The 17557-nt window shown below is 76.3% G+C and carries 8 protein-coding genes; all 8 read left to right on the top strand.

Annotated elements, in window-relative coordinates:
- The first annotated feature begins 1 nt into the window (after nucleotide 1).
- Nucleotides 2–5260 carry a condensation domain-containing protein gene (locus ABZW32_RS15895; RefSeq protein WP_356215895.1) on the top strand — a complete coding sequence of 1753 codons (5259 nt, stop codon included), beginning with the start codon at nucleotides 2–4 and terminating at the stop codon, nucleotides 5258–5260.
- A gap of 363 nt (nucleotides 5261–5623) precedes the next feature.
- Nucleotides 5624–12730 carry an amino acid adenylation domain-containing protein gene (locus ABZW32_RS15890; RefSeq protein WP_356215892.1) on the top strand — a complete coding sequence of 2369 codons (7107 nt, stop codon included), beginning with the start codon at nucleotides 5624–5626 and terminating at the stop codon, nucleotides 12728–12730.
- Nucleotides 12727–12936, top strand: coding sequence for an MbtH family protein (locus ABZW32_RS15885; protein ID WP_356215889.1), 210 nt, complete (start codon nucleotides 12727–12729; stop codon nucleotides 12934–12936). Before ABZW32_RS15890 ends, ABZW32_RS15885 begins: the two co-directional genes overlap by 4 nt.
- A 189-nt stretch (nucleotides 12937–13125) precedes the next feature.
- Nucleotides 13126–13557 carry a methylaspartate mutase gene (locus ABZW32_RS15880; RefSeq protein ID WP_356215921.1) on the top strand — a complete coding sequence of 144 codons (432 nt, stop codon included), beginning with the start codon at nucleotides 13126–13128 and terminating at the stop codon, nucleotides 13555–13557.
- A complete protein-coding gene (locus ABZW32_RS15875) occupies nucleotides 13554–14867 on the top strand; it encodes a methylaspartate mutase (RefSeq protein WP_356215886.1) in 1314 nt (437 codons plus the stop codon). Before ABZW32_RS15880 ends, ABZW32_RS15875 begins: the two co-directional genes overlap by 4 nt.
- Nucleotides 14868–14929: 62 nt before the next feature.
- Complete coding sequence (locus ABZW32_RS15870; protein ID WP_356215883.1) at nucleotides 14930–15913, top strand: asparagine synthetase A; 984 nt, start codon at nucleotides 14930–14932, stop codon at nucleotides 15911–15913.
- Nucleotides 15910–17175, top strand: a complete 1266-nt coding sequence (locus tag ABZW32_RS15865; protein ID WP_356215880.1) for a glutamate synthase-related protein — start codon at nucleotides 15910–15912, stop codon at nucleotides 17173–17175. Before ABZW32_RS15870 ends, ABZW32_RS15865 begins: the two co-directional genes overlap by 4 nt.
- Nucleotides 17172–17552: a hypothetical protein gene (locus tag ABZW32_RS15860; protein ID WP_356215878.1), complete on the top strand. Its 381-nt coding sequence runs from the start codon at nucleotides 17172–17174 to the stop codon at nucleotides 17550–17552. The genes ABZW32_RS15865 and ABZW32_RS15860 overlap by 4 nt, the downstream gene beginning before the upstream one ends.
- Nucleotides 17553–17557: the final 5 nt, after the last annotated feature.

Genomic DNA, 17557 nt, shown 5'->3' with positions numbered 1-17557 from the left:
CGTGATCCCGTTGTCGTACGCCCAGCGCCGGCTGTGGTTCCTGGGCCGGCTGCACGGCCCTTCCGCCACCTACAACGCCCCGGTCGTCCTGCACCTCGACGGCGAACCCGACGCCGGGGCCCTGGCCCTCGCGCTGGCCGACGTCGTGGAGCGGCACGAGGTGCTGCGCACCGTACTGCCGGCCGGGCCCGACGCGGAGCCGTACCAGCGGGTGCTGGACGAGGCGCCCGCCGCGCGGCTCACCGCCGAGGAGTGCGCGCCGGGCCAACGGGACGCACGGGTGGCCGCCTTCATCCGGCAACCCCTGGACATCACCGCCGAACCCCCGCTGCGCGCGCGGCTGTTCCTGCCGGGCGACGGCACCTCCACCCTGGTGCTGCTGATCCACCACGTGGCGACCGACGGCTGGTCGCTGCGCCCCCTGCTGCGCGACCTGGCGGGGGCCTACGCCGCCCGGCTGGCCGGCCGGGCCCCCGACACGGAGCCGCTGCCCGTGCAGTACGCGGACTACAGCCAGTGGCAGCACGAGCTGCTCGGTGACCCCGCCGACCCGGACAGCCTGGCCGCCGAGCAACTGGCGTACTGGCGGGGTGCGCTGGAGGGTGCACCGGCGGTGGTCGACCTGCCGGCCGACCGGCCCCGCCCCGCCGAACCCTCGGGCCGGGGCGCGACGCTGACGGCCCGGCTCGACGCGGCCGCGCACGGCGGGCTGCTCGCCCTGTCGCGCACCCACCGGGCGAGCCCGGCCATGGCGGCCCGCGCCGCCCTCGCGGCGGCCCTGTCGGCGGCCGGAGCGGGCGAGGACCTCGTGATCGGCACCCCGGTCGCGGGCCGCCCCGACGAGGACCTGTACGACCTGGTCGGCTTCTTCGTCAACTCCCTCGTGCTGCGCACCGACCTGTCGGGCGACCCCGCCGTCGGGGAGCTGCTGGAGCGGGTCCGCGAGGCGGACCTGGCGGCGTACGAGCACCAGGAGCTGCCCTTCGACCTGCTGGTGGAGCGGCTCGCCCCGGAACGGGCCCTGGGCCACCACCCCTTCTTCCAGGTGATGCTGACCGTGGACTCGGACGGCGGCGGTGCGGGCGACGGCCGGGTGGAGCTGGGCGGCGGGGTCGGCGGGGAGCTCGCCGACATCGCCCTGGACACGGCCAAGTTCGACCTGACCTGGTACTGCCGCGAACTGCACACGGCCGAGGGCCGGCCGGACGGGATCGAGATCGCCCTCCAGTACGCAACCGACCTCTTCGACGAGGACACGGCCCGCCTGCTGCTGGAGCTGTACGTGCGGACCCTCGAAGCGTTCGCCGACCGCCCCACGGCCCGCCTCGGCGCCCTCGGCCCGGCGTCCGGTCCGCAGGCACGGGCCCTGGCCGCGCGCGGGCGCAGCACCGTCCCGGCCGTCGCGCCCGCCCCGCGCGGCGCCGTTCCGGCCCGCCGCGACGTGCTCTCGCCCCGGGAGGAGATCCTGTGCGGCCTGTTCGCGGAGGTCCTCGGGCGCGGGGCGGGCGAGGCGTTCGCCGCCGACGCGAACTTCTTCAAGTCGGGCGGCCATTCGCTGCTCGCGAGCAAGCTGGTGAACCGGATCCGGGGCGCGCTCGGCCTGGAGCTGGGCATCCGGGACCTGTTCCTCGCCCCGACCCCGGCCGCCCTGCACGGGCGGCTGGCCGGAGCGGGCGCCGCCGGGGCGGCGCGGCCCGCGCTGGTCCCCGTACCGGACCGGCCGGAGCGGATCCCGCTGTCGGCCGCGCAGCGGGCGCTGTGGCTGCTGGACCGCATCGAGGGCCCCTCGGCGACCTACAACGCCCCGCTGGTGCTGCGGCTGGACGCGGTCCCGGAACCCGCCGCGCTGGAGGCCGCGCTCGGTGACCTCGTCACCCGGCACGAGGTGCTGCGCACGGTGTACGGGGCCGAGGGCGGCGAGCCGTACCAGCGGGTGCTCGCGCCGGCCGGGGTGCCGCTGGAGGTGGAGACGTGCGCGCCCGGCGAGCTGGACGCGCTGGTCGACGCCTTCGGCCGGGAGGCCTTCGACCTGGCGCTCCGGGCGCCGCTGCGGGCCCGGCTGTTCGTCCCGGGCGACGGCGGTGCGGTGCTGGTGCTGCTGGTCCACCACATCGCCACCGACGGCTGGTCCCTGGCCCCGCTGTTGCGGGACCTGGGCGAGGCCTACGGGGCCCGGTGTGCGGGGCGCGCCCCCGAACCGACGCCGCTGCCGGTGCAGTACGCCGACTACGCGCTGTGGCAACGCGAGCTGCTGGCCGACCCGGACGCCCTGCTCGGCTTCTGGCGCGAGGCCCTGGCCGGAATGCCCGCGCGGACCGCGCTGCCCGCCGACCGGCCGCGCCCGGCCGAGCCCTCGGGCCGGGGCGCCACCGTGTCCGCGACGGTCGGCCCGGAAGCCCACCGGACCCTGGCCGGGCTGGCGCGGGAGCGGCGGGCGAGCCTGTTCATGGTGGTCCGCGCCGCCCTCGCGGCGGCGCTGGCGGCCACCGGCGCGGGCGAGGACCTGGCGATCGGCACCCCGGTCGCGGGCCGCCCCGACCAGGACCTGCACGAGCTGGTCGGCTGCTTCGTCAACTCGCTGGTGCTGCGCACCGACCTGTCCGGCGACCCGTCCGTCGGGGAGCTCGTGGACCGGGTCCGGGACGCGGACCTGTCGGCCTTCGACCACCAGGACCTGCCCTTCGACGTCCTGGTCGAGCACCTGGCCGAGCCGGGCCGGGCCCTGGGCGAACACCCCTTCTTCCAGGTCATGCTGACCGTGCGGGAGGCCGCCGACGAGCGGATCTCGCTCGGGCCGGTCACGGGCCGGGCCGGGAGCACCGACCTGGGCGCCGCCAAGTTCGACCTGAGCTACCACTGTGCCGGGCGGCACACCGCCGACGGCGCCCCGGACGGCCTCGACGTGCACGTGCAGTACGCCACCGACCTCTTCGACGAGGACACGGCCCGGCTGCTGCTGGAGGTCTGCGTACGGGCCCTCGAAGCCTTCGCCGCCGATCCGGCGGCCCGCCTCGGTGCACTGGACCTGGTCCGGGAGCCCGAGCGGCGGGGACTGGAGCGGCGCCGGGACCGGCTGCGGGAGGCGCTCGCCGCGACGGCGGCGGCCCCGACGGCCGCGACGGCGGCGCCGTCCTCCCCGCGCGAGGAGATCCTGTGCGGACTGTTCGCCGAGGTGCTGGGCGCCGAGCGGATCGCCGCCGACGCCAACTTCTTCAAGTCGGGCGGGCATTCGCTGCTGGCCAGCCGGCTCGTCAACCGGATCCGGGCCGTGCTCGGCGTGGAGGCGGGCATCCGGGACCTGTTCCTGGCCCCCACCGCGGCGGCCCTGCACCGCCGCCTGGGGACGGGCGCCGGGGCGGGCGGGGCGGCGCGGCCCGCGCTGGTCCCCGTACCGGAGCGGCCGGAGCGGATCCCGCTGTCGTACGCGCAGCGCCGGCTGTGGTTCCTCGACCAGCTCCAGGGGCCGTCCGCCACCTACAACATCGCGCTGGTGCGGCGCCTGGAACGGCCGCTGGAACCGGTGGCCCTCGCCGGGGCGCTGGCGGACCTCGCCGCCCGGCACGAGGTGCTGCGCACCGTGTACGCGGCCGAGGGCGGGGAGCCGTACCAGCGGGTGCTGGAGGGCGCCCGGCCGCAACTGGACCTGGTACACGCGGCGGACGTGGCGGCGGCCGTCGACGCGGCGGCCGGGCACGTCTTCGACCTGGCGCGGGACCTGCCGATACGGGCCTGGCTGTTCCTGCCGGAGGGCGGGGGCCCGCAGACCCTGGTGCTGCTCCTGCACCACATCGCCGCGGACGGCTGGTCCACGGGCCCGCTGCTGGCGGACCTGGCGGCGGCATACGGGGCACGGGCGGCGACGGGCCGGGAGCCGGGCTGGTCCCCGCTGCCCGTGCAGTACGCGGACTACACGCTGTGGCAGCGCGAGCTGCTCGCCGACCCGGGCGCCGCGCTCTCGTTCTGGCGCGGGACCCTGTCCGGGCTGCCGCCGCTGATCGACCTGCCGACGGAGCGGCCCCGGCCGCCCGTGCCGTCGGGACGCGGGGCGGTCACCGGCTTCGAGGTCGACGCCGGCACGCACCGCGCGCTGCTGCGGATCGCACACGCGCGGGGCGCCACCCTGTTCATGGTGGTGCAGGCGGCGCTGGCGGCGGCCCTGACCCGGGCCGGGGCCGGGACCGACCTGGCCATCGGCACGACGGTCGCGGGGCGCGCCGACGACGACCTGTCGGGGCTGGTGGGGTTCTTCGTCAACACGCTGGTGCTGCGCACCGGCACGGACGGGGACCCGGCCTTCGAGGAGCTCGTCGACCGGGTCCGGGAGGCGGACCTGGCGGCGTACGCGCACCAGGACCTGCCGTTCGACCTGCTGGTGGAGGCCCTCAACCCGCACCGGTCCTCGGCACACGACGCGCTGGCGCAGGTGATGCTCCAGGTGAACCCGGCTCCGGCCGGGGCGGTCGGCGGGCCGCTGGCGGGCACGGAAGGGGCCTTCGCCGCGCGGACGGCGAAGTCGGACCTGACCTTCGCCCTGACGGAGCGGCCGGCCGGCGGTCTGTCGGGGGTGCTGGAGTACGCCACCGACCTCTACGGGCCCTCGGGCGCGGCCCGGCTGGCGGCGCTGCTGGTGTCCGCGCTGGAGCTGTTCGCCGCCGACCCGTCGCGGCACGTGTCCGCCCTGCCGGCCCCGGCCGACCGGCGTCCCGCACGGCCGCTCGCCGGGGGCTACCGGGTCGATCCGGCCCGGGTGGAGGCGGTCCTGACGGCGCATCCGGCGGTGGTGTCGGCGCGGGCCGGGGTGGAGGGGGACCGGCTGCTCGCACGGGCCGTGACCCCGGCCGGGGCGGTGACGGAGGCCGAGCTCCAGGCCTGGGCGGCGGACCGACTGCCGGACTACGAGGTCCCGGCGGCCGTCCTGCTGCCCGAGGCCCCGGCCGCACCGGACCCGGCCCCGGCTCCCACCGGCGCCCTGACGGACACGCTGCTGCGGCTGTTCGCGGAGGTGCTGGAGCGGGGTCGGATCGGCCCGGACGACAACTTCTTCAAGTCCGGGGGACATTCGCTGCTCGCGGTACGGCTGGTCAACCGGGTACGGGCGGAACTCGGCCGCGAACTGACGCTGCGCGAGGTGTTCCGCCACCCCACCCCGGCCCGGCTGGCGGCCCTGCTGGCGGCGGCACCCACCACCGGCCCGTCCCCGACCGCCACCCCGGCCCTACGCCGCCGCACCCGCGCGGGCACCCGCGTCCGCCAGCCGTAGCCCCTCCGGGGCCGGTCGCCCTCCGGGACCGGTGGGCCGGCCCCGGAGGCCCACCCGTAATCGCGCCCCCGGTCCCGCCGGGACCACCGGGCCATGGCCCCGCTCCCGATGGTCCGCCCGGCTCACGGCCCTCGCCCCTCCGGTCGGGGGCCACACGCGCACGCGGAGCCGCGGGCACCGGGGACGTCCGGGGTGCAGACCAGGCCCACCCCAGTCCCGGGCGGCAGCCCCCGGCGGCAGTCCCGGGCGGCAGCGTGGGGGCGGGGAGCTGCCGGAGGGACTGCCCGCCGGGGGCGGGGGCGGTGCCTAGCGTGGGGGTACGGACTGCGGTCCGCACCCACCCCCTCGCCTGGAGGCCCCGCGATGCCCTCGACCGCCCCCACCGCCCGCGCCGTCCTGGACGGCGGCCCGGCGATCACCCCGGCTCCCGGTGTGCTCGACCGGCTCGACGCCCGGGTAGCCGCCGGCCCCGGGCGGCTCGCGCTGGTGCACGGCACGCGCCGGATGACGTACGGGCAGCTGGCCCTGGCGGTGGCACTGCGGGCCGACGCGCTGGCCGCCGAAGGGGCCGGTCCCGGCCGTCTGGTGGCCGTGCACCGCCCGCGCGGCATCGACGCCGTCGTCGGGCTGCTCGCGACGCTGCGGACCGGTGCGGCCTACCTGCCGCTCGATCCGGCCGCGCCGGCCGCCCGCAACGCGGCGATCCTCGCCGACTGCACCGGACGGGACGACCTCGCGCTGGGCACCGGGGAGTTCACCCTGCCGGGCCCGGGGGTCACCCCCGGATCCGCCTACGTGATCTACACGTCCGGATCCACCGGCACCCCCAACGGCGTCGTCGTCGGGCACCGCGCCCTGGCCCACTTCACCGCCGGGGCCACCGCCCGCTACGGGATCACCTCCGAGGACAGGGTGCTCCAGTTCGCGCCGCTGCACTTCGACGCGAGCGTGGAGGAGGTCTTCCTGACCCTCTGCGCGGGCGCCGCCCTGGTCCTGCGGGACGAGGAGATGCTCGACGTCCCCGGGCTGCTGGCGGGCTGCGCCGCGCACGGGGTGACGGTGCTCGACCTGCCGACGGCGTACTGGCACGAGCTGACGCACGCCCTCGCCTCGGGCGTGGACCGGCTGCCGGACTCCCTGCGGACCGTGGTCATCGGCGGCGAGGCGGCCCTGCCCGAGCGGGTCGCGCAGTGGTGCGCGGCCGTGGACCCGGACCGGGTGCGGCTGCTGAACACCTACGGGCCGACCGAGGCCACCGTCGTGGCCACCGTCGCCGACCTCTCCCGCCACCGCGGCGGGCCCGTGCCGATCGGCACCCCCCTGCCCGGCGTGCGGGCCGCCGTCGTCGACGGCGAACTGTGGCTGCTGGGCGGCGCCCTCGCCGAGGGCTACCTCGGCCGGCCGGAGCTGACCGGGACCCGGTTCACCACCCTGGACGGGGAGCGCGCGTACCGGACCGGCGACCTGGTCCACGTACGGCCCGACGGCCAGCTCGGCTTCCGGGGACGGGCCGACGACGAGGTGAAGATCAACGGGCACCGGGTGGACCCGGCCTCCGTGGAGTCGGTGCTGACCGCCCACCCCGGGGTCCGCGAGGCGGCCGTGGTGGCGCCGGCGGGCGCGGACGGGGTGCTGCGGCTGGCCGCCTTCGTCGTCGCCGACGAGGGGGTGGGCGCGGCGGAGCTCCGGGACCGGGTACGGGCGGCGCTCCCGGCGGCGGCCGTCCCGGGCACCGTGACCCTCCTGCCCGCGCTGCCCCGGACGCCCTCCGGGAAGATCGACCGCAAGGCGCTGCGGTCCCCGGCCCCGGCCCCCGAGCGGGACCTCGACCCGTACGCGGTCTTCAGCGGGGAGGTGCTGCCCGCCGAGGACCGGGTCCCGCTGTCCTACGCCCAGCGCCGCCTGTGGTTCCTGGCCGGCCTGGAAGGCCCCGCCGCCACCTACAACCTGCCGCTCGTGCTGCGCCTGGACTCCGTCCCCGACCGGGCCGCGCTCCAAGCCGCCCTCGCCGACGTCGTGGAGCGGCACGAGGTGCTGCGCACCCTGTACCCGGCGGTGGACTCCGAGCCCTACCAGCACGTGCTCCCGGCCCCCGGGGTGCCGCTCGCGGTGCGGGCCTGCGCGCCCGGGGAGGTCGCGGAGCTGGTGGCCGGCTTCACCGGCGCCGCCTTCGACCTTTCCGCCCATCTGCCGTTGCGGGCCGCCCTGTTCGTGCCCGGAGACGGCTCCGCCACCCTCGCCCTGCTGACCCACCACATCGCCACCGACGGCTGGTCCGTGGGCCCCCTGCTGCGCGACCTCGCAACGGCCTACGCCGCCCGGCTGGCCGGAGGTCCGCCCGGCTGGGAGCCGCTGCCCGTGCAGTACGCCGACTACACCCTGTGGCAGCGCGAACTCCTGGAGGACCCGGCCGCGTTGCTTGCGCACTGGCGCGGGGCCCTCGACGGCGTGCCCACCCTGCTGGACCTGCCCGCCGACCGGCCCCGGCCCGCCGAGCCCAGCGGGGCGGGCGCCACCCTCACCGCCCGTCTCGACGCGGAGGCGCACCGGCGGCTGGCCGCGCTCGCCGAGGAGCGCGGCGCGAGCCTGCTCATGGTGCTCCAGCCCGCGCTGGCGCTGGCGCTGGCCGCCGTCGGCGCGGGGACGGACATCGCGATCGGCACCCCGGTCGCGGGGCGCGGCGACGAGGCCCTGGAGGAGCTGGTCGGGTTCTTCGTCAACACCCTGGTGCTGCGCACCGACGTGTCGGGCGAGGCCTCGTACGCGGAGCTCGTCGACCGGGCGCGGGACGCGGACCTGGCCGCGTACGCCCACCAGGAGCTGCCGTTCGACCTGCTGGTGGAGCACCTGCGGCCGCGCCGGGACGGCGCCGTGAACCCCTTCTTCCAGGTGATGCTCACCGCGCAGGAGCAGGGCGGCGAGGACACCGGGACCGACGGCCCGCTGTCGGGCCGGTTCGTCGAACCGGGCCTGGAGGTGGCCAAGTTCGACCTCAGCGCCTCCTGCGTGGAGCTGCCGGGCGGCGACGGCCTGGAGGTGTGGTGGCAGTACGCGGTGGACCTGTTCGACGCCGGTACGGCGCAGCTGCTGCTGGACCTGTTCCTGCGGGCCCTCGCGCGGGCGGCGGCCGACCCCGCCGGGCCGGTGACCGGGTGGGGGCTGCTGACCGGCGGGGAGGGCGCGGCGGTGGCGGAACGCAGGGAGCGCCTGGCCTCGGCCCGCGCCCGCGAACGGGCGGCCCGGGCGCACGAGCAGGCGGCCCGTACGTCCGAGCAGGCGGCCGGGGCCGGCGCCGCCTCCGTCGAGCAGGTGCTGTGCGCGCTGTTCGGGGAGGTGATCGGCCTCGACGGGCCGGTGGCCCCGGACGCCAACTTCTTCTCCGAGGGCGGGCATTCCATGATGGGGGTGCGCCTGGTGAACCGGATCCGGGCCACGCTCGGGCTGGAGGCCCGGATCCGGGACCTGTTCCTCGCGCCGACCCCCGCCGAGCTGGCGCTGCGGCTGGGCCGGGAGGCCGCGCCGGCCGGGCGGCCCGCGCTGGCCCCGGCGGCGGACCGGCCGGAGCGGATCCCGCTGTCGTACGCGCAGCGGCGGCTGTGGTTCGTGGACCAGCTCCAGGGGCCGGGCCTGTCGTACAACATCCCCTTCGCGCTGCGCCTGGAACGGCCCCTGGACCCGGCGGTACTGGCGGACGCGCTGGCCGACGTCGCCGAGCGGCACGAGGTGCTGCGCACCGTGTACCCGGCGGTGGACGGGCAGCCGTACCAGCGGGTGTGCGAGGGGGCGCGGCCCCCGCTGGACCTGGTCACCGCGCCGGAGGGGGGTCTGGAGGCGGCGGTGGACGCGGCCGCCGGGCACGTGTTCGCGCTGGCGAGCGACCTTCCGCTGCGGGCCACGCTGATCGGCTGCGGGGAGGAAGGGCAGGAGCAGGTCCTGGTGGTGCTGGTCCACCACATCGCCGCCGACGGCTGGTCCGCGGGGCCGCTGTTCGACGACCTGGCCGAGGCCTACGCGGCCCGGCTCGGCGGGTCGGCGCCCGGCTGGGAGCCGCTGCCGGTGCAGTACGCGGACTACACCCTGTGGGAGCGGGCCGCCCTGGAGGACGGGGCCGCGGCCGGGCACCTGGCCTTCTGGGAGCGGACCCTGGCGGACGCCCCGCCGGTCCTGGAGCTGACGGCCGCCCGCACCAGGCCGGCCGAGGCCTCGCACCGGGGTTCGGCGACGCCCCTGGGGGTGGACGCCGCCACGCACGCCCGGCTGGAGCGCCTGGCCCTGGAGCACGGGACCACCCTGTTCACGGTGGTGCAGGCGGCCCTGGCCGCGACCCTGACCCGGCACGGCGCGGGCACCGATCTGCCGCTGGGCACGGTGGTCGCGGGCCGTGACGACGAGGCCCTGAACGACCTGGTCGGCTTCTTCGTCAACACGCTCGTGCTGCGCTGCGACACCTCGGGGAACCCGCGTTTCTCCGAGCTGGTCGGCCGGGTCCGGGAGACGGGACTGGCCGCGTACGCCCACCAGGAGCTCCCCTTCGACCTGGTCGTCGAGCACCTCAACCCGCAGCGCTCCACGGCCCGCCACCCGCTGGTGCAGGTGATCGTGCAGGTGCACCCGACGGAGCCGGCCGCCCCGGCGGGCGGAGCCCTGGCCGGCACCCCGCTGGGGACGGACTCCGGGTTCACCAAGTTCGACCTGACCCTGTCGCTGCGCGAGACCCGCGACGCCGACGGGGCCCCGGGCGGGCTGGAGGGCGTACTGGAGTACGCGACGGACCTGTACGACGCGGACACGGCGGCGGTGCTCGCCGGGCACGTGGCGCGCACCCTGCGGGCGGCGGCCGAGGACCCTGAGCAGCGGATCGCGGACGTACCGCTGCTGTCGTCCGCGCAGGAGCTGCGGCTGGCCGCCTACAACGACACCGCCGTCCCGGGCGCGGCGTGCGGTCTGGCGCACGAACGGTTCGCGGAGCAGGCCCGGCGCACACCGGGCCGGACCGCCGTCTCCTACGAGGACGAGAGCCTGACGTACGCCGAGCTGGACGCGCGGGCCAACGCGCTGGCGCACCGGCTGGTGGAGGCTGGTGTGGGCCGGGACGCGGCGGTGGGGCTGCTGCTGGAGCGCACCCCGTACCTGCTGGTGGCGGCGCTGGCGGTGCTCAAGTGCGGGGCGGCGTACGTACCGCTGGACCCGCGGCTGCCCGAGGCCCGGGTGGACATGATCATGGAGGACGTGGCCGCGCGGGTACTGCTGGTCCGGGAGGAGCACGCCGAGCTGCCCCAGGTCGCCCGCCAACTCGCCCGCGGTGTGCGGGTGCTGTCGGTGGACACCCCGGTGGTGGGCTATCCGGGAACGGATCCGGGGATCGCGGTGGGCGAGGACGCCCTGATGTACGTGATGTTCACCTCCGGGTCCACGGGCCGCCCCAAGGGGGTCGGCGTCACCCACCGCAACGTGGTGGAGCTGGTCACCGACCGCTGCTGGGACCTGGCCCACCACCGCCGGATGCTGGTCCATTCGGCGATCGGCTTCGACGCCTCCACCTACGAGCTGTGGGTCCCGCTGCTCAACGGGGGCCAGTTGGTGATCGCCCCGGGCGACGGCACCGACGTCGCCGAACTGGATCACACGATCCGCACGCACGAGGTCTCGGCGGCCTACTTCACCATGGGGCTCTTCCACGTCATGGCGGACGAGGGCCTGGACACCCTCAAGCTCCTCGACGAGGTGTGGACCGGCGGGGACGTCGCGTCCCCGAGCGCGCTCCAGCGGGTCCTGGAGCACTGCCCGGAGACCGTGCTCGTCCACTCGTACGGCCCGACCGAGACCACCTTCGCCTCGCACCACCAGCGCTTCCCGCTGACCGAGCGGGAGGTGCGCGGGGTGTACCTCGGCGCGGCCCTGGACAACACCCGGGTGCACGTCCTGGACGAGCGGCTGCGGCCCGTCCCGGTTGGCGTCCCCGGCGAGATGTACCTCGCCGGTACGCAGGTGGCCCGCGGTTACGTCGGCCGGCCCGGCCTGACGGCCGAGCGGTTCGTCGCGGACCCCTTCGCCGCGGACGGCGGCCGGATGTACCGCACGGGCGACCTGGTGCACTGGACGGCCGGGGGCGAACTGCGCTTCATCGGGCGGGCCGACGGCCAGATCAAACTGCGCGGCTTCCGCATCGAGCCCGGTGAGATCGAGGAGACCCTCGCCCGCCATCCCGGGGTGGGGCAGGTCTCCGTGGTGGTCTTCGAGGACGGTCCGGGCGGCAAGCGCCTGGTGGCCTACGCCGTCCCGCGCGCCGGGCACACCCTGACGGAGGCCGCCCTGCTGCGCTGGGCGGCGGACGAACTGCCCGAGCACATGGTCCCGTCGGCGGCGGTGCTCCTGGACGCCATCCCGCTCACCGTCAACGGCAAGCCCGACCGGGCGGCCCTGCCGGCGCCGGCCGCGGCACCGCGCGGCACCGGGCGGGCGGCGCGCACCCCGCGCGAGGAGGTGCTGTGCGGGCTGTTCGCCGAGGTCCTGGGGCTGGAACGGGTCGGCATCGACGACAGCTTCTTCGCACTGGGCGGGCATTCGCTGCTCGGGGTGCGGCTGGTGAGCCGGATGCGGACGGTCCTCGGGCTGGAGCGCGGGGTGCGGGACCTGTTCCGCACCCCGACGGTGGCCGGGCTGCTGGGCGACGAACCGAGCGGCTTCGACCCGATGGGGGTGGTGCTGCCGCTCCAGCCGGGGGGTTCGCGGCCACCGCTGTTCTGCGTCCACCCGGGGACGGGCGTGGGCTGGCCGTACGCGGGCCTGGGCCGGCACCTGGGGCCGGACCAGCCGCTGTACGCGATCCAGGCGCGGGCCCTGAGCGAGCTGGGGCACTCCCCCGCATCGGTGGAGGAGATGGTGGAGGACTACCTCCCGCTGATCCGGGAGGTCCAGCCGCACGGCCCGTACCGCTTCCTGGGCTGGTCGTTCGGCGGTACGGTCGCCCACGCGCTCGCCGTCCGCCTCGCCGGGCTCGGCGAACGCACCGACCTCCTCGCGATGATGGACGTGCACCTCCTGCCGACCGAGCCCGAGCGGCGCCGGATGACCCCGGCGCAGAAGCGGGACATGCTCGTCGGCGACGCCACCGACGAGCCCGAGGACGCCCCGTTCGACGTGGACGCTCTGATCGGGCTGGTCCGGCTGAAGGACCCGGTCCTCGGTGCCTTCTCCGACGCGGAGATCCGCTCGGTCATCGGCGCCTCGATCAACCACGCCGAAATCATGAACCTGTACGCCCCGCGCCCGGTCGCCACCGATCTGCTCTTCCTGGCGGCCATCGAGGACGGGGAAACGGAAAACGACCTCGCCCAGAACTGGATTCCCTATGTGGACGGCAGCGTGGAAAATCACGTCATCGGCGTCCCGCACACCAGAATGGGCGAGCCGGAACCTCTCGCACTGATCGGCCGTATCCTTTCCGAGAAACTGAGGAGCCTGTCATGACCAATCCTTTCGACGACACCGAGGGCACCTTCCACGTCGTGGTCAACGCTGAGGGCCAGCACGCCCTGTGGCCCGTGTTCGCCCAGGTCCCGGGCGGCTGGGAGGTGGTGTGGGGCGAGGGGACGCGGGCGGACGCCCTCGCGTACGTCGAGGCGAACTGGACGGACATCCGCCCCAGGACCCTGGTCGACCAGTACGCCCGCTGACCCGTTCGGGAAATCGTTTCAGGAAATCGTTTCAGGAAAGCCGTGCCCCGCACCGCGGGACACGGCTTTCCGCATTCTCCGCCGAACCGCCGAACCGCCGATCGGCCCGGCAATTCCCCGATACTGCCGCAGCAACTTCCCCTCGACGGGGCCCGCGCTTCCTATATTCCTCGTATGCGACGACGTAATATGCACATCCTGCTGAGCGGTACGGCATCGGATTCCCACACCTGGAACCTCGTCTACCTCCAGCTCTTCCTGGAGGAGCTGGGACACCGGGTCCACAACCTGGGCCCCTGCGTGCCGGACGGCCTGCTGGCCGGCGCCTGCGCCGCCGACGGGCCCGGCCGGCCCGACCTGGTGGTCCTCAGCAGCGTGAACGGACACGGCTACCGGGACGGGCTCGGCGCCGTCCTGGCCCTGCGCCGGGCCGGTGCCACCCTGCCCGTCGTCATCGGCGGCAAGCTGGGCGTCGCCGGGATCCCGGACCCCCGCCTGCGCCGGCGGCTCCTCGACGCGGGCTGCGACGCCGTCTTCGACGACGGGGACACCGGCGCCCTGCGGGACTTCCTCGACCTCCTCGCGGGCGGCGGCCGGGCCGCCCGGCAGGCCGTGGCATGAGCGGCGGCGCCACCCTCCTGGCCCCCTCGGCGGCCCGGGAACCGGCCGCCCCCGACACCTCCTTCGGTGGATTCGTCGCCCGCGCGGCCGCCTCCGGACAGCTCGTCGTCCAGCCCCGCATGGGCTTCGGAGACCCGGACCGGATGCGGGACGGGCTGGAGCGCACCCGGGACGCCGTCGCCACCACCGTCGGCACCCTCACCATCGACAGCTACACCCGGGTCGGCGATCAGGACGCCGCCCGCGCCGCACTCGCCGAGGGCACCCCGCTCAACGGCTACCCCCTCACCACCCACTCCAGCGGGCGCACCCGGGCCCTGCTGGAGGGCGTACACGGCCCGGCGTTCCCCGTCCAGGTCCGGCACGGCTCCTCACGTCCCGAAGCCATCGTCCGGGCCCTGGCCGCCGCCGGACTGGACGCCACCGAGGGCGGTCCGGTCTCCTACTGCCTGCCCTACGGGCGCACCCCGCTCGCCGAGTCCGTGGAGAACTGGGCCCGCTCCTGCGAACTGCTGGCCGAGCTGGTCCCCGCCCCGCGGACGGCGCACCTGGAGAGCTTCGGCGGCTGCATGCTCGGCCAGCTCTGCCCTCCCGGACTGCTGGTGGCCCTGAGCCTGCTGGAAGGACTGTTCTTCGTCCGGCACGGCATCCGCAGCGTCTCCCTCAGCTACGCCCAGCAGACCGACCCCGCACAGGACGAGGAGGCGGTCCGCGCCCTGCGCCGCCTCGCCGCCGAGTTCCTGCCGGCGGGCGTGGACCGGCACGTCGTCCTCTACACCTACATGGGCGTCTTCCCGCGGACCGCGCGCGGCGCGACCCGGCTGCTGGAGGCCTCGGCCCGGCTCGCCGTACGGGCCGGGGCGCAGCGGCTGATCGTGAAGACCGCCGCCGAGGCGCACCGGATACCGACCGTGCGGGAGAACGTACGGGCCCTGGAGACGGCCGCGGCCACGGCGGCCCTGTGCGAGCACCCCGCCGATCCGCCAGGCCCGGCCGACGGCGAGGTGTACCGGGAGGCCCGCGCCTTCGTGGAAGCCGTGCTGGACCTGGCCGAGGACCCGGGGCGGGCGCTGCGCACCGCGTTCGCGCGCGGCGTGCTCGACGTCCCGTACTGCCTGCACCCCGACAACGCGGGCCGCTCGCGCAGCTTCGTCGACGCGGGCGGGCGGCTGCGCTGGTCCGAGGTCGGGTCGATGCCGGTGACCCCGTACCGCGACGCGCCGCCGGGCCGGGCCCTGACCGCGGACGGGCTGCTGGTGGCGCTGGGCTCGGTGGCCCGGCGCCACGACGGACCCGCGGCCCGCGCGTGACCACGGAACGGCACGGCCCCACCCCCACCCCCACCACCCCCTTCGGACGATCGGAAGTCGACATGGACCCGCACACCCCTCCCCCGCTCGGCGAGCACCTGCGGTCGCCGCGGCTGCGCTCCGCGATGCTCGTGCAGCAGGAAGTCCTCGACGCGGCACGCCGGTTCCTGCGCGGCGCCGGATTCGTGGAGCTGCTGCCGCCGCTGGTCGGACCGGTCACCGACCCCGGCGGGCGCGGCGCGAAGGCCCTCGACGTGGACTACTACGGGCAGCCGTACAAGCTGATGACCAGCGCGATCCTCTACAAGCAGGCCTCGCTGAGGGGCTTCCCCAGACTCTTCTACATCGCCCCGAACGTCCGGGTGGAGCCGCCCGAGACGGCCGGCACGGGCCGGCACCTGGTGGAGTTCCACCAGATCGACGTGGAGATGGCGGGCGGCACCCGCCAGGACGCGCAGGAGGTCGCGGCGGGACTGCTGACCCACGTGGTGGAGCACGTGTGGACGGCGGTGCCCCACCTGCTGCGCGAACTGGGCCGTGAGGAAATGGACTTCGCCGAGCTGCGGCAGGGCAAGTTCGACGCGCTGACCCACGCGGAGGCCGTGGCCCGGCTGGCCGGGCAGGGACATCCGCAGAGCCCCGACGCGGAGATCGACTGGGCGGGCGAGAAGGTGCTCTCCCTGGAGGCGGACCGGCCGTTCTTCGTCAACGACTACCCCAAGGGATCGCGCGGCTTCTACGACCGCGAGGACCCCGAACAGCCGGGCGTGCTCCGCAACTTCGACCTGATCGCGCACGGTGGATACGGAGAGCTGGTCAGCGGCAGCGAGCGGGAGAGCCGGTACGCGGCGATCGTGACCCGGATGCGGGAGAGCGGCGAGAACCCGGCCAAGTACGCCTGGTACCTGGAGCTGGCCCGGGAGGGCATCGAACCCAGCGCCGGCTTCGGCATGGGCCTCCAGCGCCTCGTCCGGTTCCTGACCGGCCTGGACGCGCTGTGGCAGGTCAGCGCCTACCCGAAGCTGCCGGGGGTGATCGCGCCGTGAGCGGGCTGCGGGCGGACGGGTTCCCGCAGGAGGCCGTACGGGCCCGGGCGCGGGCGGGGACGGCCGAGGTGTTCCCGCCGGCCGGGGAGTACGGGGCGGCGCTGTTCGGGGCGGACCCGGCGCCGGGAGTCCCGGACGAGCTGGACGAACTGCGGCTGGCGCCACCGGTGTTCATGCCCAGGCGGCTGGAGAAGCTCATCGACCTGGGCCGGGAGCCCTCGTACGAGGACGTGGACCTGCGCACGGGGATCGGCGGATTCACCTCGCTGCTCCCGCTGTACCTGTCGGCGTTCGGTTCCACCCGGGTCGGCAGCGGCGACCTCGGCCTGGCCGCCGCCCGGCAGGCGGCCCGGCTCGGGATCCCGATGGTGATCGGCGAGAACATGGTGCCCGTGCACGGCTACGGCAGCAGCTCGGCGCTGCTGGAGCGGGTGGCCGCGTACGCCGGGGAACTCCCCGACGGGGTGGGCGGGGTGGTGGTGCAGCAGTCCACCGAGGACGCCGACTCCGAGGTGTGGAACCTCCTCTACAGCGACCCGGGCAGCCGCCCGCTGCGCGACTCGGGCCGCCTCGGCTTCGAACTGAAGGCGGGCCAGGGCGCGAAGCCGGGCCTGGGCGGGATGACCGTGGTCGGCGCGGCGGAAGCCGACCGCCTCGGCGGGCGGTTCGCGGTACGGGACCTGCTGGGCGACCCCGGCGGGCGGCTGCTGCGCTGCGCGACCCCGGGGACCTTCACCGAGGAGATCGTGCGCCAGCAGCTGCGGTTCATGCGGAACAACTTCCCGCTGGCCCGCACCTGGGTGAAGTTCCACCCGGGCCGCGACATCGCCCGCGCGGCCGCCACCGCCTGGGCGGCGGGCGCGGACGCCGTCACCGTCGACGGCGCGGAGGGCGGCACCGGCTGGGCGCCCCGGGTGTTCCTGGAGGCGGCCGGGCTGCCGCTGGGCGAATGCCTGCGCCGCATCGGCAGCCCGGCCGGCGACCTGCTCGCCTCGGGCCGGATGTGGGAGGGCGGCCGCGCCGTACGGGCCATGGCCCTGGGGGCCACGGCCGTGGGCCTGGGCCGGGCCGCGCTGCTCGCCGTCGACGAGGACCCCGAATCGGGGCTGGTCCGGCTGGTGGAGGCCCTCGCCCTGGAGGTGCGGCTGCTGGTCAGCGCGGTCGGCAAGTACCGCCCGGCCGACCTCTCCCCCGAGGACCTCTGGTCCCCCCGCACCCCGGCGCCCGGCCCGGCCCCGCTGCCGGTCCGGGAGCCGTCGTGAACCCCCGCCCGGCGGGGCCCGCCGGGCGCCGTGCGGGCAGCCGCCGGGGCGGGGTAGTGAAGGCGCGGTTCCGGTTCGGGGAGGCGCCCGGGGTCACCCTGGCGCCCTCCCCCGGCCCCGCGACCGGCCGCGCCCCCGGAACCGGCCCCGGCCGCGCCCCCGGCCCCCGCGCCCGTACGGCCCGCGCCACCGCCACCCGGGCGGCCCGCGCCGCCGCGTGCGCCGCCGCCGCCCGGGCCCTCGCCGAGGCCGGGCTGGGCCACCTCGGCGGCTGTCTGGAACTGCGTACGTACGGGCCGGCGCCCGGAGCCCCTCGGCTCACCCGCGCCGCCCGCCGGGCCGTCGCCGTCGCGCTGACGGCCCGGCCCCGACCCTGACCGTC

The sequence above is a fragment of the Streptomyces sp. NPDC004667 genome, assembly GCF_040609475.1.
Taxonomy (GTDB): domain Bacteria; phylum Actinomycetota; class Actinomycetes; order Streptomycetales; family Streptomycetaceae; genus Streptomyces.
This window is presented reverse-complemented; position numbering and strand designations above follow the sequence as displayed.

Coding starts and splice junctions, on each gene's coding strand:
- ABZW32_RS15890 (WP_356215892.1), top strand. CDS start 5,624: ATGCCCTCGACCGCCCCCACCGCCCGCGCCGTCCTGGACGGCGGCCCG.
- ABZW32_RS15885 (WP_356215889.1), top strand. CDS start 12,727: ATGACCAATCCTTTCGACGACACCGAGGGCACCTTCCACGTCGTGGTC.
- ABZW32_RS15880 (WP_356215921.1), top strand. CDS start 13,126: ATGCACATCCTGCTGAGCGGTACGGCATCGGATTCCCACACCTGGAAC.
- ABZW32_RS15875 (WP_356215886.1), top strand. CDS start 13,554: ATGAGCGGCGGCGCCACCCTCCTGGCCCCCTCGGCGGCCCGGGAACCG.
- ABZW32_RS15870 (WP_356215883.1), top strand. CDS start 14,930: ATGGACCCGCACACCCCTCCCCCGCTCGGCGAGCACCTGCGGTCGCCG.